23 protein-coding genes and 1 tRNA gene are annotated in these 24,894 nt (G+C 74.9%); 12 read left to right on the forward strand and 12 right to left on the reverse strand.

Annotation, left to right across the window (positions count from 1 at the left end; all coding sequences use genetic code 11):
- Positions 1-2: 2 nt before the first annotated feature.
- The 5 genes from AC07FY_RS20905 to zapE form a co-directional block, all read right to left on the reverse strand.
- Entirely contained in the window at positions 3-914 is a 912-nt protein-coding gene (locus tag AC07FY_RS20905; protein ID WP_479008266.1) for a polysaccharide deacetylase family protein, read from the reverse strand.
- A 17-nt stretch (positions 915-931) separates the two neighbouring features.
- Complete coding sequence (locus tag AC07FY_RS20910) at positions 932-1,780, reverse strand: PPK2 family polyphosphate kinase (protein WP_479008268.1); 849 nt, start codon at positions 1,778-1,780, stop codon at positions 932-934.
- Positions 1,771-3,117: an alkaline phosphatase PhoX gene (locus AC07FY_RS20915; RefSeq protein ID WP_479008270.1), complete on the reverse strand. Its 1,347-nt coding sequence runs from the start codon at positions 3,115-3,117 to the stop codon at positions 1,771-1,773. The genes AC07FY_RS20910 and AC07FY_RS20915 overlap by 10 nt, the downstream gene beginning before the upstream one ends.
- A gap of 324 nt (positions 3,118-3,441) precedes the next feature.
- Entirely contained in the window at positions 3,442-3,867 is a 426-nt protein-coding gene (locus AC07FY_RS20920; protein WP_479008272.1) for an OsmC family protein, read from the reverse strand.
- A gap of 63 nt (positions 3,868-3,930) precedes the next feature.
- The gene (gene zapE, locus AC07FY_RS20925; protein WP_479008274.1) at positions 3,931-5,034 is read right to left on the reverse strand and encodes a cell division protein ZapE; all 1,104 of its coding nucleotides are present in this window, start codon (positions 5,032-5,034) and stop codon (positions 3,931-3,933) included.
- Positions 5,035-5,070: 36 nt separating this feature from the next.
- Between zapE and AC07FY_RS20930 the strand changes: the two genes are divergently transcribed.
- From AC07FY_RS20930 to AC07FY_RS20965, 8 genes are all read left to right on the forward strand, one after another.
- Positions 5,071-5,853, forward strand: coding sequence for a pyrimidine reductase family protein (locus AC07FY_RS20930; RefSeq protein WP_479008276.1), 783 nt, complete (start codon positions 5,071-5,073; stop codon positions 5,851-5,853).
- 150 nt (positions 5,854-6,003) lie between these two features.
- On the forward strand, positions 6,004-6,471 hold the full coding sequence (locus tag AC07FY_RS20935; protein ID WP_479008278.1) for an indole-3-glycerol phosphate synthase: 468 nt from the start codon (positions 6,004-6,006) through the stop codon (positions 6,469-6,471).
- A gap of 50 nt (positions 6,472-6,521) precedes the next feature.
- A complete protein-coding gene (gene murC, locus AC07FY_RS20940) occupies positions 6,522-7,919 on the forward strand; it encodes a UDP-N-acetylmuramate--L-alanine ligase (protein ID WP_479008280.1) in 1,398 nt (465 codons plus the stop codon).
- A gap of 15 nt (positions 7,920-7,934) precedes the next feature.
- Positions 7,935-8,348: a peptide-methionine (R)-S-oxide reductase MsrB gene (gene msrB / locus AC07FY_RS20945; RefSeq protein ID WP_479008282.1), complete on the forward strand. Its 414-nt coding sequence runs from the start codon at positions 7,935-7,937 to the stop codon at positions 8,346-8,348.
- A gap of 255 nt (positions 8,349-8,603) precedes the next feature.
- Positions 8,604-10,949: a sensor histidine kinase gene (locus tag AC07FY_RS20950; RefSeq protein ID WP_479008284.1), complete on the forward strand. Its 2,346-nt coding sequence runs from the start codon at positions 8,604-8,606 to the stop codon at positions 10,947-10,949.
- On the forward strand, positions 10,946-11,362 hold the full coding sequence (locus tag AC07FY_RS20955) for a roadblock/LC7 domain-containing protein (RefSeq protein WP_479008286.1): 417 nt from the start codon (positions 10,946-10,948) through the stop codon (positions 11,360-11,362). Before AC07FY_RS20950 ends, AC07FY_RS20955 begins: the two co-directional genes overlap by 4 nt.
- The gene (locus tag AC07FY_RS20960; protein WP_479008288.1) at positions 11,362-11,733 is read left to right on the forward strand and encodes a DUF742 domain-containing protein; all 372 of its coding nucleotides are present in this window, start codon (positions 11,362-11,364) and stop codon (positions 11,731-11,733) included. Before AC07FY_RS20955 ends, AC07FY_RS20960 begins: the two co-directional genes overlap by 1 nt.
- Positions 11,720-12,313, forward strand: coding sequence for a GTP-binding protein (locus tag AC07FY_RS20965; protein ID WP_479008290.1), 594 nt, complete (start codon positions 11,720-11,722; stop codon positions 12,311-12,313). The genes AC07FY_RS20960 and AC07FY_RS20965 overlap by 14 nt, the downstream gene beginning before the upstream one ends.
- 14 nt (positions 12,314-12,327) lie before the next feature.
- Here AC07FY_RS20965 and AC07FY_RS20970 read toward each other — a convergent pair whose 3' ends face one another.
- The 5 genes from AC07FY_RS20970 to AC07FY_RS20990 all read right to left on the reverse strand — a co-directional run bounded on the left by AC07FY_RS20970 (position 12,328) and on the right by AC07FY_RS20990 (position 17,684).
- Positions 12,328-13,239 (reverse strand): NAD-dependent epimerase/dehydratase family protein, encoded by a 912-nt coding sequence (locus tag AC07FY_RS20970; RefSeq protein WP_479008292.1) that lies wholly within the window; start codon positions 13,237-13,239, stop codon positions 12,328-12,330.
- The gene (locus AC07FY_RS20975; RefSeq protein ID WP_479008294.1) at positions 13,236-14,378 is read right to left on the reverse strand and encodes a cytochrome P450 family protein; all 1,143 of its coding nucleotides are present in this window, start codon (positions 14,376-14,378) and stop codon (positions 13,236-13,238) included. The genes AC07FY_RS20970 and AC07FY_RS20975 overlap by 4 nt, the downstream gene beginning before the upstream one ends.
- A 68-nt stretch (positions 14,379-14,446) precedes the next feature.
- Positions 14,447-15,922 (reverse strand): class I adenylate-forming enzyme family protein, encoded by a 1,476-nt coding sequence (locus tag AC07FY_RS20980; RefSeq protein WP_479008296.1) that lies wholly within the window; start codon positions 15,920-15,922, stop codon positions 14,447-14,449.
- Positions 15,922-16,665: a glycosyltransferase family A protein gene (locus AC07FY_RS20985; RefSeq protein ID WP_479008298.1), complete on the reverse strand. Its 744-nt coding sequence runs from the start codon at positions 16,663-16,665 to the stop codon at positions 15,922-15,924. The genes AC07FY_RS20980 and AC07FY_RS20985 overlap by 1 nt, the downstream gene beginning before the upstream one ends.
- Complete coding sequence (locus AC07FY_RS20990; RefSeq protein WP_479008300.1) at positions 16,662-17,684, reverse strand: 3-oxoacyl-ACP synthase III family protein; 1,023 nt, start codon at positions 17,682-17,684, stop codon at positions 16,662-16,664. The genes AC07FY_RS20985 and AC07FY_RS20990 overlap by 4 nt, the downstream gene beginning before the upstream one ends.
- A 295-nt stretch (positions 17,685-17,979) precedes the next feature.
- On the opposite strand from AC07FY_RS20990, the gene AC07FY_RS20995 reads away from it, so the two are divergent.
- On the forward strand, positions 17,980-20,040 hold the full coding sequence (locus AC07FY_RS20995; RefSeq protein ID WP_479008302.1) for a phosphocholine-specific phospholipase C: 2,061 nt from the start codon (positions 17,980-17,982) through the stop codon (positions 20,038-20,040).
- A 148-nt stretch (positions 20,041-20,188) separates the two neighbouring features.
- Positions 20,189-20,944, forward strand: coding sequence for an alpha/beta fold hydrolase (locus AC07FY_RS21000; protein WP_479008304.1), 756 nt, complete (start codon positions 20,189-20,191; stop codon positions 20,942-20,944).
- 68 nt (positions 20,945-21,012) lie between these two features.
- Here the strand turns inward: AC07FY_RS21000 and AC07FY_RS21005 are convergent.
- Positions 21,013-21,085: transfer RNA gene (locus AC07FY_RS21005), tRNA-His, on the reverse strand.
- Between the two features lie 210 nt (positions 21,086-21,295).
- On the opposite strand from AC07FY_RS21005, the gene AC07FY_RS21010 reads away from it, so the two are divergent.
- Positions 21,296-22,420, forward strand: a complete 1,125-nt coding sequence (locus AC07FY_RS21010) for a M24 family metallopeptidase (RefSeq protein ID WP_479008306.1) — start codon at positions 21,296-21,298, stop codon at positions 22,418-22,420.
- Between the two features lie 6 nt (positions 22,421-22,426).
- Here the strand turns inward: AC07FY_RS21010 and treZ are convergent, their stop codons facing one another.
- A complete protein-coding gene (gene treZ / locus AC07FY_RS21015) occupies positions 22,427-24,172 on the reverse strand; it encodes a malto-oligosyltrehalose trehalohydrolase (RefSeq protein ID WP_479008366.1) in 1,746 nt (581 codons plus the stop codon).
- Between the two features lie 109 nt (positions 24,173-24,281).
- On the opposite strand from treZ, the gene AC07FY_RS21020 reads away from it, so the two are divergent.
- A complete protein-coding gene (locus AC07FY_RS21020) occupies positions 24,282-24,845 on the forward strand; it encodes an FHA domain-containing protein (RefSeq protein ID WP_479008308.1) in 564 nt (187 codons plus the stop codon).
- Positions 24,846-24,894: the final 49 nt, after the last annotated feature.

Below are 24,894 nucleotides of genomic sequence, written 5' to 3' on the forward strand. Positions count from 1 at the left end.
CGCTACGTGCCGATCAGGTCGGAGACCTTCACGAACCGGAAGCCCCGCTTGCGCAGCTCCGGGACGATCCTGCGGACGGCCTCCTCGGTGACCGGCGCCGCGCTGCGCGTGCAGTGCATGACCACCACCGAGCCGGGCTTGACCCCCGCCAGCACCTGCTCGGCCACCGCGTCCGGGTCCGTGGCGAAGGCGTCCCCGCTGACCACGTCCCACTGGACGGCCGTGACCCCGGCGGTGGACAGCGCCCGCAGCGCCCGGTCGTCGTAGCAGCCACCGGGGAAGCGGAAGTAGGGAACGGTGTTGAGCGCGCCGGCCGTGCGGAACGCGGCGAAGGCCCGGTCCACGTCGGCGCGGGCGGCGGCGGCGTCCAGCGCGGGCAGGCCGTAGCAGGGGGAGGTGAAGGCGTGGTGGCTGTACGAGTGGTTCGCGACCTCGAAGTTCGGGTCGGTGCCGATGACCTTCGCCTGGTCCGGGTACTCCTCGGCCCAGCGGCCCGTCATGAAGATCGTCGACGGTACGCGGAGCGTGCGCAGGGTGGTGATCAGCCCGGGGTTGTCGAAGCGTTCGCCGCCGGCGGCGCGCGGTCCCTGATCGGCGGTCATGTCGGCGTCGAAGGTGAGCGCCACGGTCTTGTCGGTGTGCTGCCGCGCCCGCTCGAAGACGGCGGTCAGGCCGCCGGGCCCGGGCGCGAGGGTAGGCGGTTTGGCGGGGGCGCCGCCGCGCGGCGCGGCCCCGGCCGCCGGCGGCGCGCCGGACGCGGAGGCGGACGGGGAAGCGGACGCGGCCGGAGTTCCCAGCCGGGCCTCGCGGCCGGTGTCCGACGGACCGGCGCCGCCCCCGCATCCCGCGAGGGCGGCACCGAGGGCGGCACTGAGTGCGGCTACGGACGCCGCTTTGCGCACGGAAATGGTCACATGGGCAAAATATATGACTATGTGGCAAGGAGCCGTGCGCGGCACTCCCCTACGTCGAAGTCACCCGGGGGATAGCGCGGGCCGATGTCCTCCAGGTGTTCGAGGAGCAGCCTGCTGACCGCCCAGTCGCGGTACCACTTGCGGTTCGCGGGAACGACGAACCAGGGCGCGGCGCCGGTCGAGCAGCGCTCCAGGGCCAGCTCGTACGCCTCCTGGTACGCGGGCCACAGGGCGCGGGCGTCGATGTCGTCGGGGCTGAACTTCCAGTGCTTGTCCGGGTCGTCGAGCCGCGCCAGGAGCCGCTCGCGCTGCTCCTCGTAACCGATGTGGAGGAAGACCTTCACCACGGTCACGCCGTCGTCCGCGAGGGACTCCTCGAACCGGTTGATCTCCGCGTAGCGGCGCTCGACCACATCGCGCGGCACCAGTCCGCGCACGCGGGCGATGAGCACGTCCTCGTAGTGCGAACGGTCGAAGATGCCGATCTCGCCCGGCTCCGGGAGCGCTTTGCGCACCCGCCACAGGAAGGGGTGCGCCAGTTCCTCTTCCGTGGGCGCCTTGAAGGCCCTGACCCGGCAGCCGGACGGGTTGAGATGACCGGCCACGTGCTTGACGGTGCCGCCCTTGCCGCTGGTGTCCATGCCTTGGAGGACGAGCAGCAGGCGTCGCCGGTCACCCGCGGTGCTCGCCGCGTAGAGCCGCTCCTGGAGGGAGGCGAGTGCCTGCGACATCGCGGCGGTGGCCGCACGCCCGGCCGCCTTGTCCGGGGGCCCCGCCGGGCGCCCGCCCGGGTCGTGGCGGGCGAGGTCGACCGCACCGGGCGGCACGCGCAGCAGCTCCCGCAGCGGCCGCCCGGTCACTGCCACGGCCCCGTCACCGCGAAGGTGGTGCCCGGCGCGTAGGCGTTGACGTACATGGTCCGCCCGTCGGGGGAGAAGGTGACCCCGGCGAACTCCCCGTACTCCGGGGCGCCCGGCCGGCCGATGTCCTCGGCGTTGCGCGCCACCGGGTACACCTCGCCGCCGACGGTCACGCCGAACACGTACTGCGCCCCGCCGCCGTCCTCGCACACCATCAGCCCGCCGTCCGGGGCCAGGCAGATGTTGTCGGGTGAGTCCCCGGGCAGGAGGGCGGCGTCGGCGGCCGGGCCGAACAGCACGTCCAGCCGGAGCCGGGCGCGGACCGGGTCGTAGAACCAGACCTGCCCGTGGTGATCGGCGCCCGCGCCCTCGCGGCGGCGGGCGTAGCTGGAGACGAAGTGGACGCCGTCCCCGCCCCAGTAGCAGCCCTCCAGCTTCTGCGCGTGGGTGACCCCGCCCGGCCCGAAGTCCTGGAAGCGGATCCCGGTCCCGGCCGCCGAGGGGTCGGGTACGCGCACCCACTCCACCGGGAACTGCGCCCCGGGCCGGTCCACCACGGCCAGGTCCGCCAGGCCCGGCACGCGCATCGCCTCCAGCACGCCGCCTGCCCGCAGCGACCGCGGGCCGCCCAGCGGCCGGTCGGGCAGGAAGCGGTAGAACAGGCCGAAGGGCGGGTCGAAGGCGTCCTCGGTCTCGTAGACCGCCCCGCGGTACGGGTCCACGGCGACGGCCTCGTGCGCGAAGCGGCCCATCGCGGTCAGCGGGACCGCTCCCGAGCGGTGGGGCTCCGCGGGGTCCACCTCGAAGACGTAGCCGTGGTCCCGCGCGTAACCCGAGGAGCCCGCCCGCTCCTCGGTCTCCTCGCAGCTCAGCCAGGTGTGCCAAGGGGTCCGACCGCCCGCGCAGTTGACGGCGGTGCCGGCGAGGGCGACCCGCTCGCCGGTGACCCGCCCGTCCGGGCCGAGCTCCAGCGCCGTACAACCGCCCAGGGCCCCGGGGTCGTAGGTCAGCCCCGCGACGGCGGGCACGCGCAGGGCGGCCGTCGCGCGGTTCTCATGGTTGCGGACCAGCCGTACGCGGCCGCCGCCCGCGGCGAAGGCGGCCATGCCGTCGCAGTTGGCCGGGACGGCGCCCTCGCCGGAGCGCAGCGCGCCGCCCGCGCGCGAGAGCACCCGGTAGGAGAACCCGGCGGGCAGGTCGAGCAGGCCGCGCGGGTCGGGCAGGAGCGGCCCGTACCCGCGCGTCGGCCGGACGGCCGCGGCCCGGCTGGTGAACAGGGCGCCGAGCGCCCCGCTGAAGGCGATCCCGCCGGCGGCGAGCAGACTGCGTCGGGTGACGGACATCGGCAACTGGTACCACGGGGCGCCGCCCGCGCCGGGCCGCCGCGCCGGGCCGACCGCCCTGCCGCGCCGCCGCCGGCCGGTGCCCGCGCGGCCGGGTGCCCGACGCTGCCCGGACCCGGGGCGCGCCGCCGTGCGGCCCCGGGGCGCGCCGTCGGGCGGGGCCGGGGCGCGCCGTCGGGCGGGGCCGGGTGCGTGACGCCGTGCGGGGCCGGGTGCGTGACGCCGTGCGGGTCCCGGGGCGCCGTCCGGCGGTGCCGGGGGCCGGGGAGGGGGCCGGCGCGGGCCGGCTCCGTCCCGCCCGGCCGCGCCGGGTCCCGCGGGTGATCAGGCGAGCTCGGCGCTCAGCGTGATCGTCGTACCGGTCAGTGCCTGGCTGACGGGGCAGTTCTTCTTCGCGTCCTCGGCGGCGGAGGCGAACGCCTGTGCGTCCATGCCCGGGACATCGCCCCTCACCGTGAGGTGGATGCCGGTGATGCCCTCACCCGGCTGGAAGGTGACGTCGGCCTTGGTCTCCAGGCGGGCGGGCGGGTTGCCGGCGCCCGCGAGCGCGTGGGACAGCGCCATCGAGAAGCAGCTGGAGTGGGCGGCGGCGATCAGCTCCTCGGGGCTGGTCTTGCCGTTCGCGGCCTCGGTGCGCGCGGGCCAGGAGACGTCGTACGAGCCGAGGCCGGAGGAGTCCAGGGTGACGACGCCCTTGCCCTTCAGCAGGTCGCCTTCCCAGACGGTGTGCGCGTGACGCGTGGTGGCCATGGTGATCCCTTCGCAGAAGTGGAAACGGCCGGACACCCGCCAGGGCGCCCGGCGTCCCCAAACCTACTGCGACACCAGGGGCTTCGCGTCGCGCGCGAGCGCGGTGAGCCGCGATATGGCTCGGAAGTACTTCTTCCGGTAGCCGCCGCCCAGCATCTCCTCACTGAACAGCCGGTCGAACGGCACACCGGAGGCCAGCACCGGCACCTCGCGGTCGTACAGCCGGTCGGCGAGCACCACCAGCCGCAGGGCGGTCGACTGGTCCGGCACCGGGCCGACGTCGGTCAGGCAGACCGCCGTGATCCCGTCCGTCAGCGCGCCGTACCGGCTCGGGTGCACCCGGGCCAGGTGCTCGAGCAGGCCGGGGAAGTCGTCCAGGCTGGCGCCGTCGGTCGCGTACGCGGCCTTGGTGACCTGTTCGTCGGAGAACGGCGCCGGGGCCTCCGGCAGCCCGCGGTGGCGGTAGTCCTGCCCGTCGATCCGCAGCGGCCGGAAGTGCGCCGAGAGCCCCTGGATCTCCCGCAGGAAGTCCGCGGCGGCGAAGCGGCCCTCACCGAGCTTGCCGGGCAGCGTGTTGGAGGTCGCGGCCAGCGCCACGCCCTGCTCGACCAGCCGGCTGAGCAGGGAGGAGACCAGGACGGTGTCGCCCGGGTCGTCCAGTTCGAATTCGTCGATGCACAGCAGGCGGTGCCCGCCCAGGGTCTGCACGGTCTGCTGGAAGCCGAGCGCGCCGACCAGGTTGGTCAGCTCCACGAAGGTGCCGAAGGCCTTCAGCGCGGGATCGGCCGGGGTGGCGTGCCACAGGGAGGCGAGCAGGTGGGTCTTGCCGACGCCGTACCCGCCGTCGAGGTAGACCCCGCGCGGGGCTGCCGCGGCCGCGGGCTTCTTGCTGAACCAGCGCCGCTTGCCCGCTCCGCTCGCGTGCGCCCCGCCCAGGCCGGCCGCGAAGCCGCTGAGGACGGTGACCGCCTCCGCCTGGCTCGGCTGGGAGGGGTCCGGGTCGTAGGTGTCGAACCGCACGGAGTCGAAACGCGGGGGCGGCACCATCTCCGCCACCAGCCGTTCGGCGGGCACCCGGGGCTCGCGTGCGCACAGGGCCTGGGGGCCCGCATCGCCTGTCTGCGGCCGGCCGGAGGTGGCACTGGAGGGGGAGAGTGATGTCGACACAGCACTCAACTCTACGGGCCGTGGCACACTGCACCGATGCGACGCCTGTTCCCTGTGACCGATCAGACATCAGCTCCGTCCCTGGCCACGGCCGACCGGGAGTGGTCCCTGGACGATCTCGCGGAGGCGTACGCGTACCCCCGGCTGGACGACGGCGCCCACTGGCTGCGGGCCAACATGGTCTCCACCCTGGACGGCGCCGCCCAGCACGAGGGCCGCTCCCATCCGATCTCCGGCGAGACCGACATGCGGATCTTCGGCACCCTGCGGGCGCTGGCCGACGTGGTGGTCGTGGGAGCGGAAACGGTTCGCCAGGAGGGCTACCGCCCGGCCCGCGCCCGCGACGCCTTCGCCGCCCGCCGGGCTGCCGCCGGACAGGGCCCGGCCCCCGCCATCGCGGTGGTCACCGCCGGCCTCGACCTGGACTTCGGCCTGCCCCTGTTCACCTCCCCGCTGGTGCCCACCCTGGTCGTCACCGGGGCCGCCGCGCCCGCCGACCGGGTCGCCGAGGCCGTCCGGGCCGGCGCCGAGGTCGTGGTGGCGGGCGAGGGGGCCGCCGTGGACCCGGTCCGCGCCCTGCGGGAACTCGCCGGGCGGGGGCTGCGCCGTCAGCTGACCGAAGGCGGGCCGCGGCTGCTGGGCCAGCTGGTCGCCGCCGACGCGCTCGACGAGCTGTGCCTGACGGTCTCTCCGATGCTCGTGGCGGGGGACGCCCAGCGGATCGCGGGAGGGCCCAGCGTCACGGTTCCGCACCGGCTCGCGCCGGCCTCCGTGCTGGAAGAGGCCGGCTTCCTCTTCACGAGCTACCGTCGGATCTGACCAGGGGAGCGGAGCTAATCGTTCCGCTTAGCTTCTGCCGGACGCGAACCTGGGCACATATACCTGCGCAAGGCCCTGCGCGAGTGCGGGGCAGGATGGTTTCCGCAGGGGCCGGCCAGCCGGCCCCGGCCCATGAAGGAGAGGGCGTCCGTGTTCACGAGCGTATTGATGATCGAGCAGCCGCTGACCACGGTGGACGTGGACTTCGTCACCACCCTGCACGGAGACGACTCGGTCTCCTTCGTCGTCCTGATGCAACCCCGCGGTGACCAGGACCGACTGCTGCGCGCCATCGACGACGTGGCGCTCGGTGAGCTCCCCGAGGCCATCCGCGAGGGCGACCTGCCCGAGGGAGAGGCCGCCCGCGGCCCCGCCGAGCTGGCCCTGGAGCACTCGATGGCGGCCCTGCGCACGAAGGGCGCCAACGTCATCGGGCAGATCATCGAGGACCATCCGCTCGACAAGCTGAAGGCCGTCGTCGAGGAGACCGGCGCCGACGAGGTGATCGTCCTGACCGCCCCGCACTTCGTGGAGGAGTTCTTCCACCGGGACTGGGCCTCGCGCGCCCGTCACAAGGTCGGCGTTCCGGTGCTCAAGCTCTTCGCCCACAACGAATAGGCTGGGGCCGACAGAGCCCTCCGCACCCCCTCGACCCTGGAGCGAACTGAATGAAGCCCGGCCTGCCGACCGCCATGGAACGGCCCCACTTCATCGGCATCGGCGGCGCCGGCATGTCCGGCATCGCGAAGATCCTCGCCCAGCGCGGCGCGCGGGTCGCCGGCAGCGACAGCCGGGGGGAATCCGAGACCGCCCAGGCCCTGCGCGCCCACGGCGCCACGGTCCACGGCGGCCACGCCCCCGGCAACCTCGCCGACGACTCCACCTGCGTGGTCGTCTCCAGCGCCATCCGCGCCGACAACCCCGAGCTGGCCCGCGCCGCGGAGCTGGGCATCCCCGTCGTGCACCGCTCCGACGCCCTCGCCGCCCTGATGGACGGCCTGCGCCCGATCGCGGTCGCCGGCACCCACGGCAAGACCACCACCACCTCGATGCTGGCGGTCTCCCTGTCGGCCCTGGGCCTGGACCCCTCTTACGCCATCGGCGGCGACCTGGACGCCCCCGGCTCCAACGCGCACCACGGCGAGGGCGACATCTTCGTGGCCGAGGCGGACGAGAGCGACCGCACCTTCCACAAGTACACCCCGCAGGTCGCGATCATCCTCAACGCGGAGCTCGACCACCACGCGAACTACGCGTCGATCGAGGAGATCTACGAGTCCTTCGAGACCTTCGTCTCCAAGATCGTGCCCGGCGGCACCCTGGTCGTCGCCCACGGCCAGGAGGGCGCCGCCGAGATCGCCCGGCGGGTCGCGGGACGCGAGGGCCTGAACGTCGTCACCTACGGCGAGGAGGCCGACGCCGACGTCCGGATCACCAAGATCACCCCGCGTGGGCTGACCAGCGAGGTCACGGTCGTCCTCGGCGGGCGGATGCTCACCTTCACCGTCTCCGTCCCCGGCCGCCACTACGCGCACAACGCCGTCGCGGCCCTCGCCGCCGGCGTCGCCCTCGGCATCCCCGCGCACAACCTGGCCTCCGCCCTCGGCAAGTACACCGGGGTCAACCGCCGCCTCCAGCTCAAGGGCGAGGCGGCCGGGGTCCAGGTCATCGACTCCTACGCGCACCACCCCACGGAGATGACCGCCGACCTCGAGGCCATCCGCGGCGCCGCCGGGGACTCCCGGATCCTCGTCGTGTTCCAGCCGCACCTGTTCTCCCGCACCCAGGAGCTCGGCCGGGAGATGGGCCGGTCCCTGGCCCTGGCCGACGCCTCCGTGGTCCTGGACATCTACCCGGCCCGCGAGGACCCGCTGCCCGGCATCACCAGCGAGATCATCATCACCGCCGCCCGGGCCGCGGGCGCCGACGTCACCGCCGAGCACGACAAGAGCGCCGTCGCCGACGTCATCGCGGGAATGGCCAAGCCCGGTGATCTCGTTCTCACGATGGGCGCGGGCGACGTCACGGACCTTGGTCCGGCCATCCTCGCCCGCCTGTCGAACTGAGGGAGCGCAAGAGTCATGTCGTACGAGGTCGAGAAGACGGACGAGCAGTGGCAGGCGGAGCTGACCCCGTCCGAATACCAGGTGCTGCGCCTCGCGGGCACCGAGCCGGCCTTCCGCGGTGAGTACACCGACACCAAGACGGAAGGCGTCTACTCCTGCCGCGGCTGCGGCGCCGAGCTGTTCCGCTCCACGGAGAAGTTCGATTCGCACTGCGGATGGCCGTCCTTCTACGACCCGAAGGACACCGAAGCGGTCGAGCTGATAGCCGACATCTCGCACGGCATGGTCCGCACCGAGGTCCGCTGCGCGACGTGCGGCTCCCACCTGGGCCACGTCTTCGAGGGCGAGGGGTACCCGACCCCCACCGACCAGCGCTACTGCATCAATTCCATCTCGCTGCGCCTGACCCCGGCCTCCGACGGCACCTGACCCGCAGCGGCACCGGAGCGGGCCCCCGGCACCAGGCCGGGGGCCCGCTCAGGTACGGGGGGCTCCGGGCGGGTCCCGAGGGGGTCTGCCGCCCGCCGCGCGCGCCACCGATAGCACGTTCCGGCCGCGGAAGACACCTATCTGTTTCCCCGGGATGGCTGGTTATGATCGGCATCCTCATATCCCGCCGCAGTCGGCCCGGTTGTGGCAGGTCCGGCTGTCCGGCTGCCCCCGCCGCCCCGTTCCCGAGGTCCGATGTCTCCGATAGAACCCGCCGGCGTCCCCGGGCGGCCGACGGCACGACGCCGGCGCCGGGTGCGGCTGCGCACCCTGCTCGTCTGGCTGGCGGTGATCCCCACCGCGGCGATGGGCACCCACGTGGTGGTGACGGCCCAGCGGTTGCTGGCACAGTCCGCGCACCTGCGGGCCGATGTCGCGGCCGCCGAACGGGTCGGCGTGCCCCTCTACACGCTCATGGTCGACCTGCAGGCCGAGCGGACGACGACCGCCGGGCTGTGGGCGGGTACCGCCGGGGCCGAGGAGGAGCTGCGGGTCCGGCGCCAGGCCACCGACCACGGCGTGAGCGCCTTCCGCCGGCTGGCGGCCCCCGGCAACGCCTCGTTCGACGACGTGAACCGGCGGCTGGAGGGCTTGGCCGCGTACCGCCAGCGCGCGGACGCCCGCACCGGCGGCGCCGACGGCACCCTCGCCTACTACACCGGGGTGATCGACGCGGTCATCCGGGCCTACCAGCACGAGTTCGACCACGCGGACGACGCCGCCCTCGTCCAGGAGAACCGACCGGTGGTGTCCCTGCTCGCCGCCACCGAGATGCTGGCCCGCGAGGACACGATCCTGTCCCTGGCCGGACCGTCCAGGCAGCTCAGCTCCGCCGACTTCGAGCAGTTCGTCAGTGTGGTGGGCGCCCACCGGCACCTGTACGAGACGTGGATCGTGCCGTACCTGCCCGAGCGCGACCGGCGGTTCTACGAGCGGATCGTCGCCTCCCCGGACTGGCAGACCAAGCTCCGCATCGAGAGCGCGATCATCTCCGGGCACACGGACGTCGCATCCGGCGTCAGGCTGCCCGCGGAGGTCGGCGGCTGGCGGTCCGCGCACGCGAACTTCTCGGTGCAGACGGCCACCCTCACCGTCGACCGGGCGCGCACGGTGCTCGCGCTCGGCGAGGTCAGGGCCGCGGAGCTCGACACCGAGGTGGCCTGGCTCGTCGGGGGAAGCGGCGGCGGACTGCTCGCCGTCCTCGCCGTCGTCGTGTTCACCACCCGGTCGCTGCTGCGCCGGCTGGACGACCTGCACGAGCGCACGGTGGCCGTCGCCGAGGAGACCCTGCCCGACGTCGTCGCCCGGCTCCGGCGCGGGCAGCCCGTCGACGAGCGGCTCCTGCCGGCGGTGCGCGGGGACGGGGACGAGGTCGGACGGGTCAGCGACGCCTTCGCCCGGGCCGTCGCCGTGTCGGTCGACGGGCACCGGCAGCTCGCGGCCGAGCGCCACGGGTTCGGCCTGTTCGCCACGGGCATCGCCTCGCGCACCGGCAACCTGGTCAGCCGTCAGCTGAGCCTCACCGAAGACCTCCAGGACACCTTCGGCCACGACGAGGCCCTGCTCGCCCAGCTGATGCGCGCCGATCAGCTCACGGTCGGCATGCGGCGGCAGATCGAGAACCTCCTCATCCTGGCGGGCGGCGAGGTCCCCGACCCGCACACCGAGCCCATGCGCATCGCCGACCTGCTGCGCGAAGCGGCTGCGGAGGTCGAGGACTTCCGGCGCATCGAGCGCCACGCCCTGGACGAGATCAGTGTGGAGCCGCACGCGATCAGCCAGATCAGCCACCTGCTCGCCGAGCTGCTGGACAACGCCACCCGGTTCTCCCCGCCGCGCTCGAAGGTGGTCATCCGGGCGGAGACGGTCGCGGACGGCCTGTCGGTGGAGATCGAAGACCGCGGACCGCGGGTGAGCCCCGAGCGGTACGAGGAGATGAACGCGCGCCTGCACCAGGCGCCGCCGTACTCCGTCCTGGCCGAGAACGCGCACCGGCTCGGGCTCTTCGTGGTGGGCCATCTCGCCGACCAGCTCGGCGCGGCCGTCACCCTGCGCCGCTCGGTGTACGGAGGGACCTCCGCCGTGGTGGTCCTGCCCGGGGGACTCCTGGTGGCCGCGGCCGACGGGGAAGCGCCCGGGACCGCGCCCGCGCCGCCCGAACCGTCCGCGCCGCCGGTCCAGGAGCCGCCCGCCCTCCCGGCGCCGCGCCCCTCGATGGAACGCCGGCCCGGACCCGTCGCGCACACGGCCGCCGGACTGCCCACCCGCCCGGTGAAGCCCGCGCCCGTGACGCCCGTGCCGGTGTCCGCGGCCGCCCCCGCCCCCGATGTCCGGCCGGCCCTGCCGGCCGCACCCGCGCGGCCCTCGCTCCCCGAGCGCGTCCCGCAGACCCACATCGCCGAGCAGCTCCGGACGCCCCGCGCCCCGGAGGCACCCCCGAGGCCGGACGCGCAGACGCCCGAAGAAGTGGCCGACGCCTGGGCCGACTACGAACGCGGGACCCAGACAGTGGAAGAAGAGATCCGACGGGAACGGCCATGACCACCTCATCGAACGCAGCGACCGACACCGCCATCTACGGAGTCCTGGACAACAACCTCAACCGGATCGCCGGCATCCAGGGGGCGGTGCTGCTGTCCAACGACGGCATCAAGCGCAGCGCCTACCTGCTGGACGAGCCCCAGGCCGAGCGCATGGCGGCCGCCGCTTCCGGCATCGCCGCCACGATGAAGGCGATGTCCCGGGAGGTCGGGGGCGGCCGTGTGATCCGCCAGCTGGTCGAGATGGACGACCGGTACCTGTGCATCGTCGGATGCGGCGAGGGAAGCACGCTCGTCGTGGTCACCTCCCGCAAGGCGCGCCTCGGCGAGCTGGGCGGTGAGGCCGTACGGACCGCCCAGGCGCTCGGCGAATGGCTGGGCACCCCGGAGCGCGGCCAGCTGCCGACCGCGTAATGCCGCAGGACGAGCCCGGGCCCGCGCCGCGCCGCCGCCGCACGCGGCTGTACGCCCTGACCGACGGGCGTACGGCCGCGCCGCGCACCGGCCTCACCATGGACACCACCGTCACGGCGGCGGCCGACGCGCGGACCCGGGGCGGCCTGCCCACCGAGTGGCGGGAAGTCCTCGCCCTCTGCGCGCCACCCGGCGGCCTGGCGGTCGCCGAGGTCGCGGCACGGATGCACCTGCGCCTGACCCCGACGACGCTGCTCCTGGGCGAACTCGCGGACCGCGGGCTGATCCACCACCGGCCGCCCCTGGACGCTGCCGGGACCACCGACGTCCACCTGCTCATGAGAATCAGGGACAACCTTGCCCGGATATGACAGTCCCGTCCCGCGGGAAGCGGCCCCCGTCAAGATCCTCGTCGCCGGGGGGTTCGGGGTCGGCAAGACGACACTCGTCGAGACCGTCTCCGAGATCGAGCCGTTGCGGACGGAGGAGCGGCTGACGGCCGCCGGTGTCGGCGTCGACGACCTCGACGGCATCGAGTCCAAGTCGGCGACCACCGTGGCGATGGACTTCGGCCGCCTCACCCTCACCGACGCCGGCGTCGTGCTCTACCTGTTCGGCACGCCGGGCCAGGAGCGCTTCTGGTTCCTGTGGGACGACCTCCTCGACGGAGCGCTCGGCGCGATCGTCCTGGTCGACACGCGGCGCCTGGACCGCGGCTTCCCCGCGGTCGACTTCTTCGAGAGCCGGGGACTGCCGTTCGTGGTCGGCGCGAACTGCTTCCACGGCGAACAGCTCTACACCGCCGAGGAGATCGCGGCGGCGCTGCACCTGCGTGACCCCCGCACCCCCGTCCTCATGCTGGACGCCCGCTCCCGCCCCGACGTGCGCGCCTGCCTGCTCGCGCTGCTCGACCGGCTCATCGCGGACGCGGCGGCCGCGGCGACGGCCTGACCGCACGGGCGCCGTCACCGCGGCCGTACCCGGCGCACCGAGGCCAGGTAGTCCGTCAGGGTCCGCTGCGCGGTCCAGCCCAGGGACCGCGCCCTGGTCGTGTCCAGGACCACCGGGTGGGCCAGCTGGTCCACCGCGTAGCGGCTGAGCGCGGGTTCGGCCGTCGGCAGCGCTTCCGCGCACCGGGCCGCCGCCCGCGCCACCGGCAGCGGCAGGTGGCGGATCCGGGCCCGCACCCCGTGGGCCCGCAGGACCTCCGCCACGGCCGGGTCGCGGGCGTACGGACGGGCGTCGGCCACGTTGTAGGCCCCCGCCGGCCAGCCGGCCGCGGCCAGACAGGCGTCGGCGAGGTTCTCCACCGCCGTCAGACTGAGCGGGACGTCCGGGCCCGGCAGCAGCAGGGTGCCGGCCCGCACCCGGGAGAGCAGCCGGGGCAGCAGCTGGGTGTCGCCCGGGCCGTACACCGCCCGCGGGCGCAGGACGACCGCACCCCCGGCCAGGGCGAGGGCCTCGCCCGCCGCCTTGGTGCGGCCGTAGGCGTTCAGCTGGCCCGCGCGCGGGTGGTCCTCGGTGACCAGGCTCCGGTCGCTGCGCGGGTCGTAGACGCTGGCGCTGCTCACCCAGACCACGGGCCGGCCGCCCGCCGCCCGCAGCAGCCGCCGCGTACCGTCCACGTTGACCGCGTGCATCAGCGCCTCCGCCCGGGAGCCGGGCGCCGGGTCGCCGACGGCGGCCGCGCAGTGCACCACCAGGTCCACCCCCGTCAGGTCGGGACCACCCCGGGCGGCGTCCCAGAAACGGTGCTCGCCCACCGGGCCGGGCCGGCGGCCCACGCACACCACCTCGGCCCCGCCCGCGGCGGCCGCCCGCGCCACGTGCCCGCCGCAGAAACCGCTCGCCCCGGTGACCGCGATCCGCACGCTCATGCGCGGGCCTCCACCAGCAGCGTCCGCCAGCCCGGCAGGGCCGCCCGCCGGTCCACCCGGGCCCGCGTCACCACCGGCCGGGCGGGGGCCAGCGCCGCCAGTACATCGGCCAGCTGCGCCTCGGCGAGCCGCGCTCCCGGGCAGGCGTGCGGTCCGGAGCCGAACACCAGCCGGGCGGTCTCCGGCCCGGCCGGGCACCGGGCGTCGGGGTCCCGCCGGTGCGCCCCGGCCGCGTGCCGGGCGACCAGCAGCAGCCGGTCGCCGCCCCGCACCGGGCAGCCGCCGACCTCGCCGTCCGCTGCGGCCACCCGCGGCAGCAGCGGCGAGGCCGCGGTGACCCGCAGCAGCTCGGCCGCCAGCGCCGGGCGCGAGGACTGCTCGGCGGCCTGGTCCCACAGGCCGGCGTCGGCGCACCAGGCCACCGCCCGGGGCAGCGCCGCCACCGTGGTGTTCACGGCGGCCACGGCCACCATCGCGGCCAAGGCGCCGTCGATCGGCGGTCGCGGGCCCGTCGTGCCGTCGATCACCGGCCGCCCCGGCGCCGGCGTCAGCAGCTCGCGCAGCCGGGCGGCGGCGCGGGCGGCCGCGGCCCCGGCGCCCGGGCGGCGCGGCCCGGGCAGGTGGCTGCGTACGGAGGCGGCCGCCGCCTCGGCGGCCGCCTCCGCCACGGCCCGCGGATCGGCGCCGGTGTCCAGCAGTGCGCACACCACCGAGCCGGCCAGCTCCCGGGCGAGCCCGACCACGTCCACCGCCCCGCCGTGCGCGAGGGGTTCGAGACGCCGGGCGAGCAGCGGCTGCCACCCCGCCCGCAGCCGGGCCACCCCGGCGGCCGAGAGCTGCCCGGCCAGGTCCCGCCGGTCCGACCGGTGCCCCCTGCCCTCCTGGTCGAAGAGCACACCCCCGTCGCCCGCCAGGGCGGAGCGCGCCGCGCCGCCCGTGGTGCCCTCGGCGGTCCGGTCCAACGGCAGCCGGGTCAGCGCCTGCCGGTAGGCGTCCGCCCCGTGCACCAGGAGGGTGCCGCCGATCCGGCGGACGGGCCGTCCGCGGGTCGCGGCGAGCAGTCCGAACAGCACGGGGTGGCTGCCCAGGTAGACGCGGCGGTCGCGCCGCCGGGCCCGGGCGTGGGACGGGTCGTTCATCGGCTGCGCGCTCCATGGGACGGCGGGGGCGGAAAGGGGACGGGCGGCCGGGCCGCCGGGCGCGGGGGTCATGGCGTCGGGCCGAGGCGCCGAGCCGCCAGGGCGGAGGCGGCCACCCGGTCCGGTTTGCGCGAGCGCCCCGACAGGGGGATGCGCGCGAAGACGAGGGCGTCGGGGCGCGCCGCTCCCATCCGGCGCAGCGGCTCCGACAGGGCGCCGCGCAGCCCGTGCTCGTCCGCGCCGCGCCCCGGCTGCACGACGGCCACCAGCCGTTCGTCGCCGTCGCCCGCCGGAACCCCGACGAGCACGGCCAGCTCGACCCCCGGCACGTGCAGGGCCGGCTCGTACAGCCCCGGATAGATGTTCTCCGCCCGGCGCAGCACCATGTCCTTGCACCTGCCCTCCAGGACGATCCGGCCCGCGCCGTCCAGCCGCGCCCGGTCGCCCGTACGGACCCACGCGTCGGGCTCCTCGCCGAGGTAGCGGTGCCGTACCGCTGCCCCGGTCAGCAGCAGTTCGCCGTCGGCGCCGGTCCGGGCGATGACCCCCGGCAGCGGGGTGCCGACCAGGTCCCCCGGGCCCTCGAAGGCGGACTTCTCCCGGGCCTCGACGGCGGCGGCCGGGAAGAGTTCGGTGAGCGCGTACACCCCCCAGGCCCGGGCCGCTCCCGCTTCCCGTACCCGCTCCAGCAGGGCGGCGTCGGCCGGGGCCGAGCCCGTCCAGACCCGGCCGTGGAAGCGGGCTCCCGCGTCCAGCGCGTCCCGCAGCCCGGGCGGGGTGAGATAGGTGTCCTGGGGGCGCAGCCGGTGGAGCTGGCGGGCCAGCACCCGGGGGTCGCGGGCCGGGAGCGCGACGGGGGCGCCGCACGTCAGCGAGGGGACCAGGACGAAGAAGGTGCCCCCGAGCACGGGCTGGTCCGGGGCCGCGTCGAAGAGGGAGGCGACGCTGGCCATCCCGGCGGCCAGGCTCGACCGGGTGTGCACCACGGCGCGCGGCCGGCTGGTGGTCCCGGAGGTGAACACGATCACCGCGTCCCCGTCGTGGTCCCCGTGCACCGGGACCCCCGTCCGGGCGGCCCCGAGGTCCAGCGCGGGCGCGCAGCCCGGCAGCCTGGGTCCGACGGTGGCCACCGGGCCCAGCCCGGCCAGGTCGGGCAGGGCGAGCCCCGCCCGGCGGGCCAGTGGCCGGGCCCAGCCCGCCACCGCCTGCGCGGCCGCGTCGGCCAGCACCAGCGCGGGCCGGGCCAGGGCCAGCCGGGCGCGCAGCACGTCCGGTCCGGCACCCGGGTCGAGCACGGCGCCGCGCAGCCCGAGCCGCCACAGGGCCAGCAGGACCGCGAGGGCCCGGGGGCCGGGCCGTACCGCGACCCCGACGGTGTCCCCGGCGCGCAGCCCGCGCGCGTGCAGGCCGGCGGCGAACGCGTCGGAGAGTTCGGCGAGTTCCCCACGCCGGGCCCGGACCCGGGTGGCGCCGGTACGGCCGGCGGTGAGCACGGCCGGGCGCTCGGGGCGACTGCGCAGCGCGTGGTCGAGGCGGTCGAGCATCAGCGGGGGTCCGTTCCGTGCGTGCCGCTGCCCTGGTCCAGGTACCAGCGGGCGGTGCCGCGGATCCCGTAGGCCCGCAGGCGCCGCGTGGAGTTCTCCACGACCATCTCCCGGCAGTGCGCGATCCGGTCGGTGTGGCGGCGTACGGCGTTGAGGAAGAGCCGGTCGGTGGGCGAGGGCCGGCGGGGCATGCCGCCCACGGCCAGGTACAGCTCGGCGGTGATGGCCATGTTGTTCCCGGCGTGCATGCGGTACGGGGCCCGGAACCCGTTGCGGCGCGCGTGCCCGGGCCGCAGTCGGCCGAACAGCGCGGCGAGCGCCACGAGCACGGCGAAGCCGGCCCGGCCCAGCGGGCCGTGCTCGTCGCGCCGGGCGACGATCCGGCCGCACACCAGCCCGGGCCGGCGGGTGAGGGCGGCCCGCGCGGCGGCCGTCCAGCCGGGCCGGGGCAGGCAGTCGGCGTCCGTGCGCGCGAGCAGGGCCGCGCCCCGCGCGATCGCGTACCGGAAACCGGTGTCGACGGCCGAGCCGACCCCCTTCTCCGGCTCCTCGATCACCTCGACCGGGAACGGCGCGCCCGCCGCGAACTCCCGGGCGATGCCGGCCGTCCGGTCCGCCGAGGCGTTGTCGACGACGAGCAGGGTGAAGTCGCGGTCGCGCTGGGCGGCGAGGGCCTGGAGGGTCTGCGCGAGGCGGGCCTCCTCCTCGTGCGCGGGCACGACCACCCACAGGGACGGGCTCACGACTTCTCCCACACCATCGTCATGATGCTGATGCCTCCGCCGAGTCCGACGAACAGCACCCGCTGCCTCGGCTCCAGCTCCCCGAACACCCGGTCCAGCTGGACGCCGATGCTCGCGCTCGCCACGTTGCCGAGCTCGGGCACCGTCACCACCAGCTTCCCGGCCGGCACGCCGGTCAGCTCCGCGAACCGCTCCAGGTACGGCACCGTCACCTGGTGCACCAGCACCTTGGCGAAGCCGTCCCAGTCCATCGCGGTCCGGTGCAGGGTCCGGTCGATGACGGCGGTGCCGACCTTCTCGAAGACGCCCCGCAGTTCGTGCCCGTCGCCGCGGAAGTAGGTGTGCTCGTCCCCGCGCGGGTGGCGCGAACCGCCGCCGGGGATGCCCCCGACCTCCCAGTGCTCGGAGTGGGTCTCGCAGTCCACGTCGAGGATCCCGCCGCGCTCCACGGCCTCCACGACCACGGCGGCCCCCGCGTCCCCGAAGGTGTAGCCGGCGAAGCCGCTGCGGAACTCCGCCGCACCGGCCGGGTCCCTGCGCACCGCCCGGCTCGGAGTCTCCCCGGTGACCACCAGGGCCCGCCGCGCCCGCCCGGCCAGGACCATCGACCGGGCGAGGTCGATGCCGTTCACGAAGCTGTTGCAGGCGTTGGTGACGTCCAGGGCGTGGGCCCGCGAGCCCAGCTCGGCCTGCACGATGTGCGCCGTGGCGGGCTCGACCACGTCGCGGGAGGCGGAGGCGAAGAGCAGCAGGTCGATGTCGAGCGGGCTCAGCCCGGCGGCGTCCAGCGCCCGGCGGGCGGCGCCCACGGCGAGCGTGGAGGCGTACTCCCCGGGCCCGGCGACGCGGCGCGAGACGATCCCGGTGGCCTGGCGCAGCAGCTTGGGCGGCAGTGTGAGGCCGGCGCGCAGGGCCACCTCGCGCTGGAGGGAGTCGGAGGAGAGGACCTCGGCGGGCAGCAGGCTGCCGACGGCGGTTATCCCGGCGCGCGGCCGCCGGTCAGGTGACTTCAAGGGCATGCCCCCACCCTGGCAAGCCGGCCCGTCCCGGGCCTGAGTACGGATGCTCAGATCGGAGCACGGGCCGGATGAGTACTCCCGCACGGGGCGCTGACCTCGAAGTGGACTGCTGCCGAGGGCTGTTGCACGGCGGGTGGTTCACCTACCGTCTTCGCCAGACGCGCGGGCCGCCGGCCGTGACCACTGGCGTTCTCCGGCTGTACGGCCATGTGTCGGACAAGGATCTCCGTCCGGTTCCCGGGGGGCGCTGTCCTTGGGGCGCCCCCGCCCCTCACCCCGCAGAGGTCGTCACGCCATGGCAGAACTCAACCGTCGCAGGTTCCTGAGCATCGCCGGCGGCGCCGCCGCGCTGACGATGCTGAACGACAGCATCGCGCGGGCCGCCGCCGTCCGGGCCCAGGGCACCACGGGCACGATCCGGGACATCGAGCACATCGTCGTCCTGATGCAGGAGAACCGCTCCTTCGACCACTACTTCGGCGCGATGAAGGGCGTCCGGGGCTTCGGGGACCCGCGGCCGGTCCTCCAGGACAACGGCAGGTCCGTCTTCCACCAGTCCGACGGGACCAAGGACGTCCTCCCCTTCAACCCGCGCGTCGCGGACCTCGGGATGCAGTTCCTCGAGGGCCTGGACCACGACTGGGCGGGCGGCCACCGGGCCTACAACAACGGCAAGTACGACAAGTGGGTCCCGGCGAAGACGGCCACCACCATGACGTACATGACCCGGAACGACATACCGTTCCACTACGCCCTGGCCGACGCCTTCACGGTGTGCGACGCCTACCACTGCTCCTTCATCGGCGCCACCGACCCCAACCGCTACTACCTGTGGACGGGCCACACCGGCAACGACGGGACCGGCGGCGGCCCCGTCCTGGGCAACCAGGAGGCCGGCTACGGCTGGAAGACCTACCCCGAGCGGCTGGAGGCGGCCGGCGTCTCCTGGAAGGTCTACCAGGACATCGGCGACGGCCTGGACGCGGCCGGCCACTGGGGCTGGATCAACGACGCCTTCCGCGGCAACTACGGCGACAACTCGCTGCTGTACTTCAACTCCTACCGCAACGCGGCGCCCGGAAGCCCCCTGTACGAGAAGGCCCGCACGGGCACCGACGTCAAGGCGGGCGACGGGTACTTCGACCGGCTGCGCGCCGACGTGGTGAACGGCCGCCTGCCGCAGGTCTCCTGGATCGCGGCCCCCGAGGCGTTCAGCGAGCACTCCAACTGGCCGACGAACTTCGGCGCCTGGTACATCTCGAAGGTGCTGGACGCGCTGACGGCCGACCCGGCGGTGTGGGCGAAGACCGCCCTGTTCGTCACCTACGACGAGAACGACGGCTTCTTCGACCACGTGGTGCCGCCGTACCCGCCCGCCTCCGCGGCCCAGGGCCTGTCCACGGCGAGCGTGACCCGCGACCTCTACCCGGGCGGCGGCGGTTACGCGGCCGGTCCCTACGGGCTCGGGCCGCGCGTCCCCATGATCGTGGTGTCCCCGTGGAGCAAGGGCGGCTACGTCTGCTCCGAGACCTTCGACCACACCTCGGTGATCCGGTTCATGGAGAAGCGCTTCGGCGTGCAGGAGCCCAACATCTCTCCGTGGCGCCGCGCCGTCTGCGGGGACCTGACCTCGGCGTTCGACTTCACCCGGGCGGACGCCGCGCCGGCCGCCCTGCCCTCCACCGCCGGATACGTCCCGCCGGACAGGAACCGCCACCCCTCCTACCACCCGACCCCGCCGGCCACCGGCACCCTGCCCCGGCAGGAGGCCGGATCCAAGCCGACCCGGGCGCTGGGCTACAGCCCCTACGTGGACGGCGCCCGCACCACTTCCACCGGCACGTTCACCCTGACCTTCTCCTCCGGCCCCACCCTCGGCGCCCACTTCCACAGCACCTCGGGCAACCGGACGGACGGCCCCTGGCCCTACACGGTCGAGGCGGGCAGGACCCTCTCGGACACCTGGAGCACCAGCAGCTCCACCGGCAACCGGATCGACCTCACCGTCTGGGGGCCCAACGGCTTCCTGCGCACCTGGAAGGGCCCGACGAAGACGGCCGGCCCCGAGGCCACGGCCCGCCACGTGGACGCCACCGGCAACCTGGCCCTCACCCTGACCAACCCCGGCGCCGTCGCGGTGAACCTGACGGTGACCAACGCCTACGGCGGCGCGGCGCAGACCCTCCGGGTCGCTCCCGGCGCCACCCTCTCCCACACGGTGGACCTGCGCGGCACGGCCCGCTGGTACGACGTCACGGTCGTCTCCGACCGGGACGCCGGCTTCCTGCGCCGCTTCGCCGGCCACGTGGAGACGGGCGCCCCGGGCCTCTCGGACCCGGCGATCAAGACCGTCTGAACGCCGCCCGCCCGCCACTCGCCCGCGGGACCGGCGCCGCCGCCGGGGCCGCTCCGGCCCCGGCGGCGGCCGGGCGGTGTGACGGCAGGCGCGCTGGGCAGAACGTACGGCGTCGTCAGCTCGCAGTCCCGTCACCGAGGGAGAACGCATGGCCATCGCCCACCGCAGGATCGGCACCGGACCCGTCCGCGTCATCGTGCTGCACGACTGGTTCGGCACCTCCGCCCACTGGGGCTCGGCGCTCGACTGCCTGGACCCTCGGGAGTTCTCGTACGCCTTCCTCGACTACCGCGGCTACGGCCTGCGCCGGGACGTCCCCGGCCGCTACGACCTGCCCGAGATCGCCGACGACGTGCTGCGGCTCGCCGACGAGCTCGGGTGGGGGACCTTCTCCCTCCTCGGCCACTCCATGGGCGGCAAGGCCATGCAGCAGGTCCTCGTCCGCGCCCCCGAGCGGGTCGAGAAGCTGGTCGGGCTCGCCCCCGTGCCGGCCGGGCCCTACGAGATGGACGACGCCACCCACACCCTCTTCCACAGCGCCGCCGAGGACCCGGAGAGCCGGCGCGTCATCCTCGACCTCGTCACCGGGAACCGGGCCAGCCGCCACTGGATCGACCGCATGGTCGCCCACTCCCGGGAGGTCTCCCGGCCCGAGGCCTTCGCCGCCTACCTGGCGAGCTGGCAGCCGCTCGACCTGTCCTCGGCGGTCAAGGGCAGCACCGTGCCGGTGCTGGTCCTCACGGGGGAGTACGACCTCGCGCTGACCGCCGACGTGATGCGCGCCACCTGGCAGGTCTGGTACCCGAACTGCCGCGTCCGCACCCTCCCCGGCGCGGGCCACTACCCACCCCACGAGACACCCGTCGCCTTCGCCACCGAGGTGGAGTCGTTCCTGCGCGCCTAGTGCTGTGCGGACGCAGAAAAGCCCGTGAGGGGCACGAGAAAACCTCGTGCCCCTCACGGGCTCTACAGGGTGAGTGACGGGACTTGAACCCGCGGCCACCTGGACCACAACCAGGTGCTCTACCAACTGAGCTACACCCACCACGAAGGGCGGCGGACCACCCGTTCGACGTGCATGCACAGCATAGCCGATCAGCGGGGTGCTCCCGCGACGCCTTATCGCCGGACGGGCGGGACGCCGCCCGCGGTGTGGCCCCGCTCACAGCGGCACCGGGCCGGGGTGGGCGCGCGAGCGGCGCGGGCCCGGCGCGGCCCCTCCCCCCGCCGCGCGGCCCACGGCAGGATCACCCGTATGACCCGTGAACCCGCACCCTTCACGACCGAGGACTACGCCGCCCGGATGGGGGCCGCCGCGCAGACGGCCGCCGACGCCGGACTGGCCGGGCTGCTGATCGCGCCCGGGCCCGACCTGACGCACCTCACCGGCTACCGCCCCACCGCCGAGACCGAGCGGCTCACCCTGCTGGTCCTGGCCGTCGGACGGGAACCCGTGCTCGTGGTGCCCGCACTGGAGGCCCCGGACGCCGCCAAGGCCCCCGGCGCCGCCGCGCTGACCCTGCGCGACTGGACCGACGGGAAGAACCCCTACGCGCTGGCCGCCCCGCTGCTGGACACCACCGGGCGCTTCGGGGTGAGCGACAACACCTGGGCCCTGCACCTCCTCGGACTGCAGAGGGAGTTGCCCGCCACCTCCTACGCCCCCCTCACCGATGCGCTGCCCATGCTGCGCGCGGTGAAGGACGACCGGGAGCTGGAGCGCCTGGCCGCGGCGGGCGCCGCGGCCGACGCCGCCTACGCGCAGATCCTGCACGTCCCCTTCGCGGGCCGCCGCGAGACCGAGGTGGCCGAGGACCTGGCCGCGCTGCTGCGCGCCCACGGCCACTCCCAGGTCGACTTCACCGTCGTCGGCTCCGGACCCAACGGCGCCAACCCGCACCACGAGGCCGGGGAGCGGGTCATCCGGCACGGCGACATGATCGTCCTCGACTTCGGCGGCCTGCGGTACGGCTACGGCTCCGACATCTCCCGCACCGTGCACGTGGGCGAGCCGACCGCCGAGGAGCAGCGCGTCCACGACGTGGTCCGCGAGGCCCAGCAGGCCGGGGTGGCCGCCGTCCGGCCCGGCGTCTCCTGCCAGGAGGTGGACCGGGCGGCCCGCGCGGTGATCACCGGGTTCGGCTACGGGGACCGCTTCATCCACCGCACCGGCCACGGCATCGGGGTCACCACCCATGAGCCGCCGTACATGGTCGAGGGCGAGGAGCAGCCGCTGGTCCCCGGCATGTGCTTCTCCGTGGAGCCGGGCATCTACCTGCCCGGCCGGTTCGGCGTCCGCATCGAGGACATCGTGACCGTCACCGAGGACGGCGGGCGCCGTCTCAACAACGCCCCCCGCGAGCTCGCGATCGTCGAGTAGCGGCCCTCACGGCCCCAGCACGACGGCGGATTCGCCCGGCAGGCGGATCCGGCCGTCCGGGCCCGGGTGTTCGAGCGGCTCCCAGGCCGCCAGCACCCGGACGCCGTTGCGGCCCAGCGCGATCGTCACCGGCTCCGCGGCCAGGTTCACCGCCACCCGTACGTCGCCCCGCCGGAAGGTGAGCCAGCGCCGCTCCTCGTCATGGGCGACGCGGACCGCCGCGAGGTCCGGGTCGCGCAGGTCCGGGAGCGTGCGGCGCAGCGCGACCAGGGTGCGGTACCAGTCCAGCAGGCGGGCGTGCTCGGCCTGCTCCCGCTCCGCCCAGTCCAGGCAGGAGCGGTCGCGGGTCGCCGGATCCTGCGGGTCGGGGATCTCCTCCGCCTTCCATCCGTGCGCCGCGAACTCCTGCCGCCGCCCGGTGCGCACGGCCTCGGCCAGCTCGGGGTCGGGGTGGTCGGTGAAGTACTGCCAGGGCGTGCCGGCGCCCCACTCCTCGCCCATGAACAGCATCGGCACGAACGGCCCCGTCAGCGCCACGGTCGCGGCGCACGCCAGGAGCCCGGGGGAGAGCGAGGCCGCGAGCCGGTCGCCGAGCGCCCGGTTGCCGATCTGGTCGTGGGTCTGGGTGTAGCCGAGGAAGCGGTGCGCCGGGGTCCGCCGGCGGTCCACCGGGCGGCCGTGGTGCCGGCCCCGGAACGAGGACCAGCTCCCGTCGTGGAAGAACGCCCGGGTCAGGGTCTTGCCCAGGGCAGCCAGCGGGGCCTGCGCGAAATCGCCGTAATAGCCCTGGGACTCGCCGGTCAGCGCGCAGTGCAGGGCGTGGTGGAAGTCGTCGTTCCACTGCGCGTGCAGCCCCAGGCCCCCTTCGGAGCGCGGGGTCGTGGTCCGCGGGTCGCACCGGTCGGACTCGGCGACCAGGAAGAGCGGCCGGCCGGTCTCGGCCGCCAGCTCGTCCACGGCGGCGGCCAGTTCCTCCAGGAAGGTCAGGGCCCGCTCGTCGGCGAGCGCGTGCACGGCGTCCAGCCGCAGCCCGTCGATCCCGTAGTCGCGCAGCCAGGACAGCGCACTGTCCAGCAGGTAGGCGCGCACCTCGTCGGAACCGGCCGCGTCCAGGTTCACCGCAGCGCCCCACGGGGTCTGGTGGGTCTCGGTCAAGTACGGTCCGTAGGCGGGCAGATGGTTGCCGGACGGGCCGAAGTGGTTGTGGACCACGTCCAGGACCACGCCCAGTCCGGCGCCGTGGGCCGCCGCCACGAACCGGGCCAGCCCGGCCGGGCCGCCGTACGGCTCGTGCACCGCCCAGGGGGCGACCCCGTCGTACCCCCAGCCGTGCCGGCCGGGGAACGGGCAGACCGGCATGAGCTCCACGTGCGTGACGCCGAGGCCGGTGAGGTGGTCCAGGCGGGCGGCCGCGGCGTCGAAGGTGCCCTCGGGGGTGAAGGTGCCGACGTGCAGTTCGTAGAGGACCGCGTCCTGCAGCCGGGTGCGCGGGCCCGCACCCGGCCGGGGCAGGAGCGCGAAGTCGACCACCGCCGACAGGCCGTCGGGGCCGTCCGGCAGCCGCCGGCCGCGCGGGTCGGGCCGCGGGACCGCCTCGCCGTCCAACAGGAACCCGTACCGGCTCCCGTCGGCGGCCGGCGCCTGGACGATCCACCAGCCGTCGCGCTCCGGATCGCGCGCCATCTCGTACGTCGCGTCGTCGAGTCGCACGGCGACCCGACCCGTCAGCGGTGCCCACACCTCGAACTGCACGGACGTTCCCCTCGTCTGCGGCGCTGCCAGCATGCGTATCCTGCCCATCATTCCGGGCTCGGCGGGGGAGTTCTGGACACTCCGGCCCCGACGGGCCGACAATCACCCTGTGACGTCGAGTTTCGAGTTCCCCGCCTACCCCGTGCCGCGGCTCTCCGACGCCGAGCGCGACCGGGCGCTCGGCCAGCTCAGGGAGGGTGCCGCCCTCGGGAAGCTGTCCCATGACACGTTCCTGCGCCGGATGGAACTCGCCCTGGTGGCCCGCCGCTCCGAGGACCTCGCCGTCCTCACCGCCGACCTCCAGACGCGGGAGGGCTCCGAAAGCCCCTGGACCCGTCGGCTGTTCGGCTGGGTCGGGCGGGTGTCCGCCGTCTCGGTCGGGGTCCGGCGGGCCTGGGCCGCGGAGAAGCTGCCCAAGCTGCTGCTGCCGCACCCCGCCGCCGGGGGCCTGCGGATCGGCCGCGACCCGGGCAACGGGCTGCGGCTCAGCCACGAGACCGTCTCCCGGGCGCACGCGGAGCTGAGCCTGCGCGACGGGGTGTGGGTGCTCAAGGACCTCGGCTCCACCAACGGGACCACCGTCAACGGGCGCCGGGTGACCGGCTCCGCCGTGGTGCGGGACGGCGACCAGGTCGGCTTCGGGAAGATGACCTTCCGGCTGTCGTCGAGCTGAACCCCCGTCCCACCCGGTGCCCGCCACCGCGCCGTGGTGCAGGGTGGGG

This window comes from Streptomyces sp. NPDC045967 (assembly GCF_056430495.1).

Excerpts from the sequence above, each read along its gene's own strand:
- AC07FY_RS20915 (WP_479008270.1), bottom strand. The coding sequence starts at position 3,117 with ATGTCCGTCACCCGACGCAGTCTGCTCGCCGCCGGCGGGATCGCCTTC.
- AC07FY_RS20920 (WP_479008272.1), bottom strand. The coding sequence starts at position 3,867 with ATGGCCACCACGCGTCACGCGCACACCGTCTGGGAAGGCGACCTGCTG.
- AC07FY_RS20930 (WP_479008276.1), top strand. The coding sequence starts at position 5,071 with ATGCGACGCCTGTTCCCTGTGACCGATCAGACATCAGCTCCGTCCCTG.
- murC (WP_479008280.1), top strand. The coding sequence starts at position 6,522 with ATGAAGCCCGGCCTGCCGACCGCCATGGAACGGCCCCACTTCATCGGC.
- msrB (WP_479008282.1), top strand. The coding sequence starts at position 7,935 with ATGTCGTACGAGGTCGAGAAGACGGACGAGCAGTGGCAGGCGGAGCTG.
- AC07FY_RS20950 (WP_479008284.1), top strand. The coding sequence starts at position 8,604 with ATGTCTCCGATAGAACCCGCCGGCGTCCCCGGGCGGCCGACGGCACGA.
- AC07FY_RS20955 (WP_479008286.1), top strand. The coding sequence starts at position 10,946 with ATGACCACCTCATCGAACGCAGCGACCGACACCGCCATCTACGGAGTC.
- AC07FY_RS20960 (WP_479008288.1), top strand. The coding sequence starts at position 11,362 with ATGCCGCAGGACGAGCCCGGGCCCGCGCCGCGCCGCCGCCGCACGCGG.
- AC07FY_RS20970 (WP_479008292.1), bottom strand. The coding sequence starts at position 13,239 with ATGAGCGTGCGGATCGCGGTCACCGGGGCGAGCGGTTTCTGCGGCGGG.
- AC07FY_RS20975 (WP_479008294.1), bottom strand. The coding sequence starts at position 14,378 with ATGAACGACCCGTCCCACGCCCGGGCCCGGCGGCGCGACCGCCGCGTC.
- AC07FY_RS20980 (WP_479008296.1), bottom strand. The coding sequence starts at position 15,922 with ATGCTCGACCGCCTCGACCACGCGCTGCGCAGTCGCCCCGAGCGCCCG.
- AC07FY_RS20990 (WP_479008300.1), bottom strand. The coding sequence starts at position 17,684 with ATGCCCTTGAAGTCACCTGACCGGCGGCCGCGCGCCGGGATAACCGCC.
- AC07FY_RS20995 (WP_479008302.1), top strand. The coding sequence starts at position 17,980 with ATGGCAGAACTCAACCGTCGCAGGTTCCTGAGCATCGCCGGCGGCGCC.
- AC07FY_RS21000 (WP_479008304.1), top strand. The coding sequence starts at position 20,189 with ATGGCCATCGCCCACCGCAGGATCGGCACCGGACCCGTCCGCGTCATC.
- AC07FY_RS21010 (WP_479008306.1), top strand. The coding sequence starts at position 21,296 with ATGACCCGTGAACCCGCACCCTTCACGACCGAGGACTACGCCGCCCGG.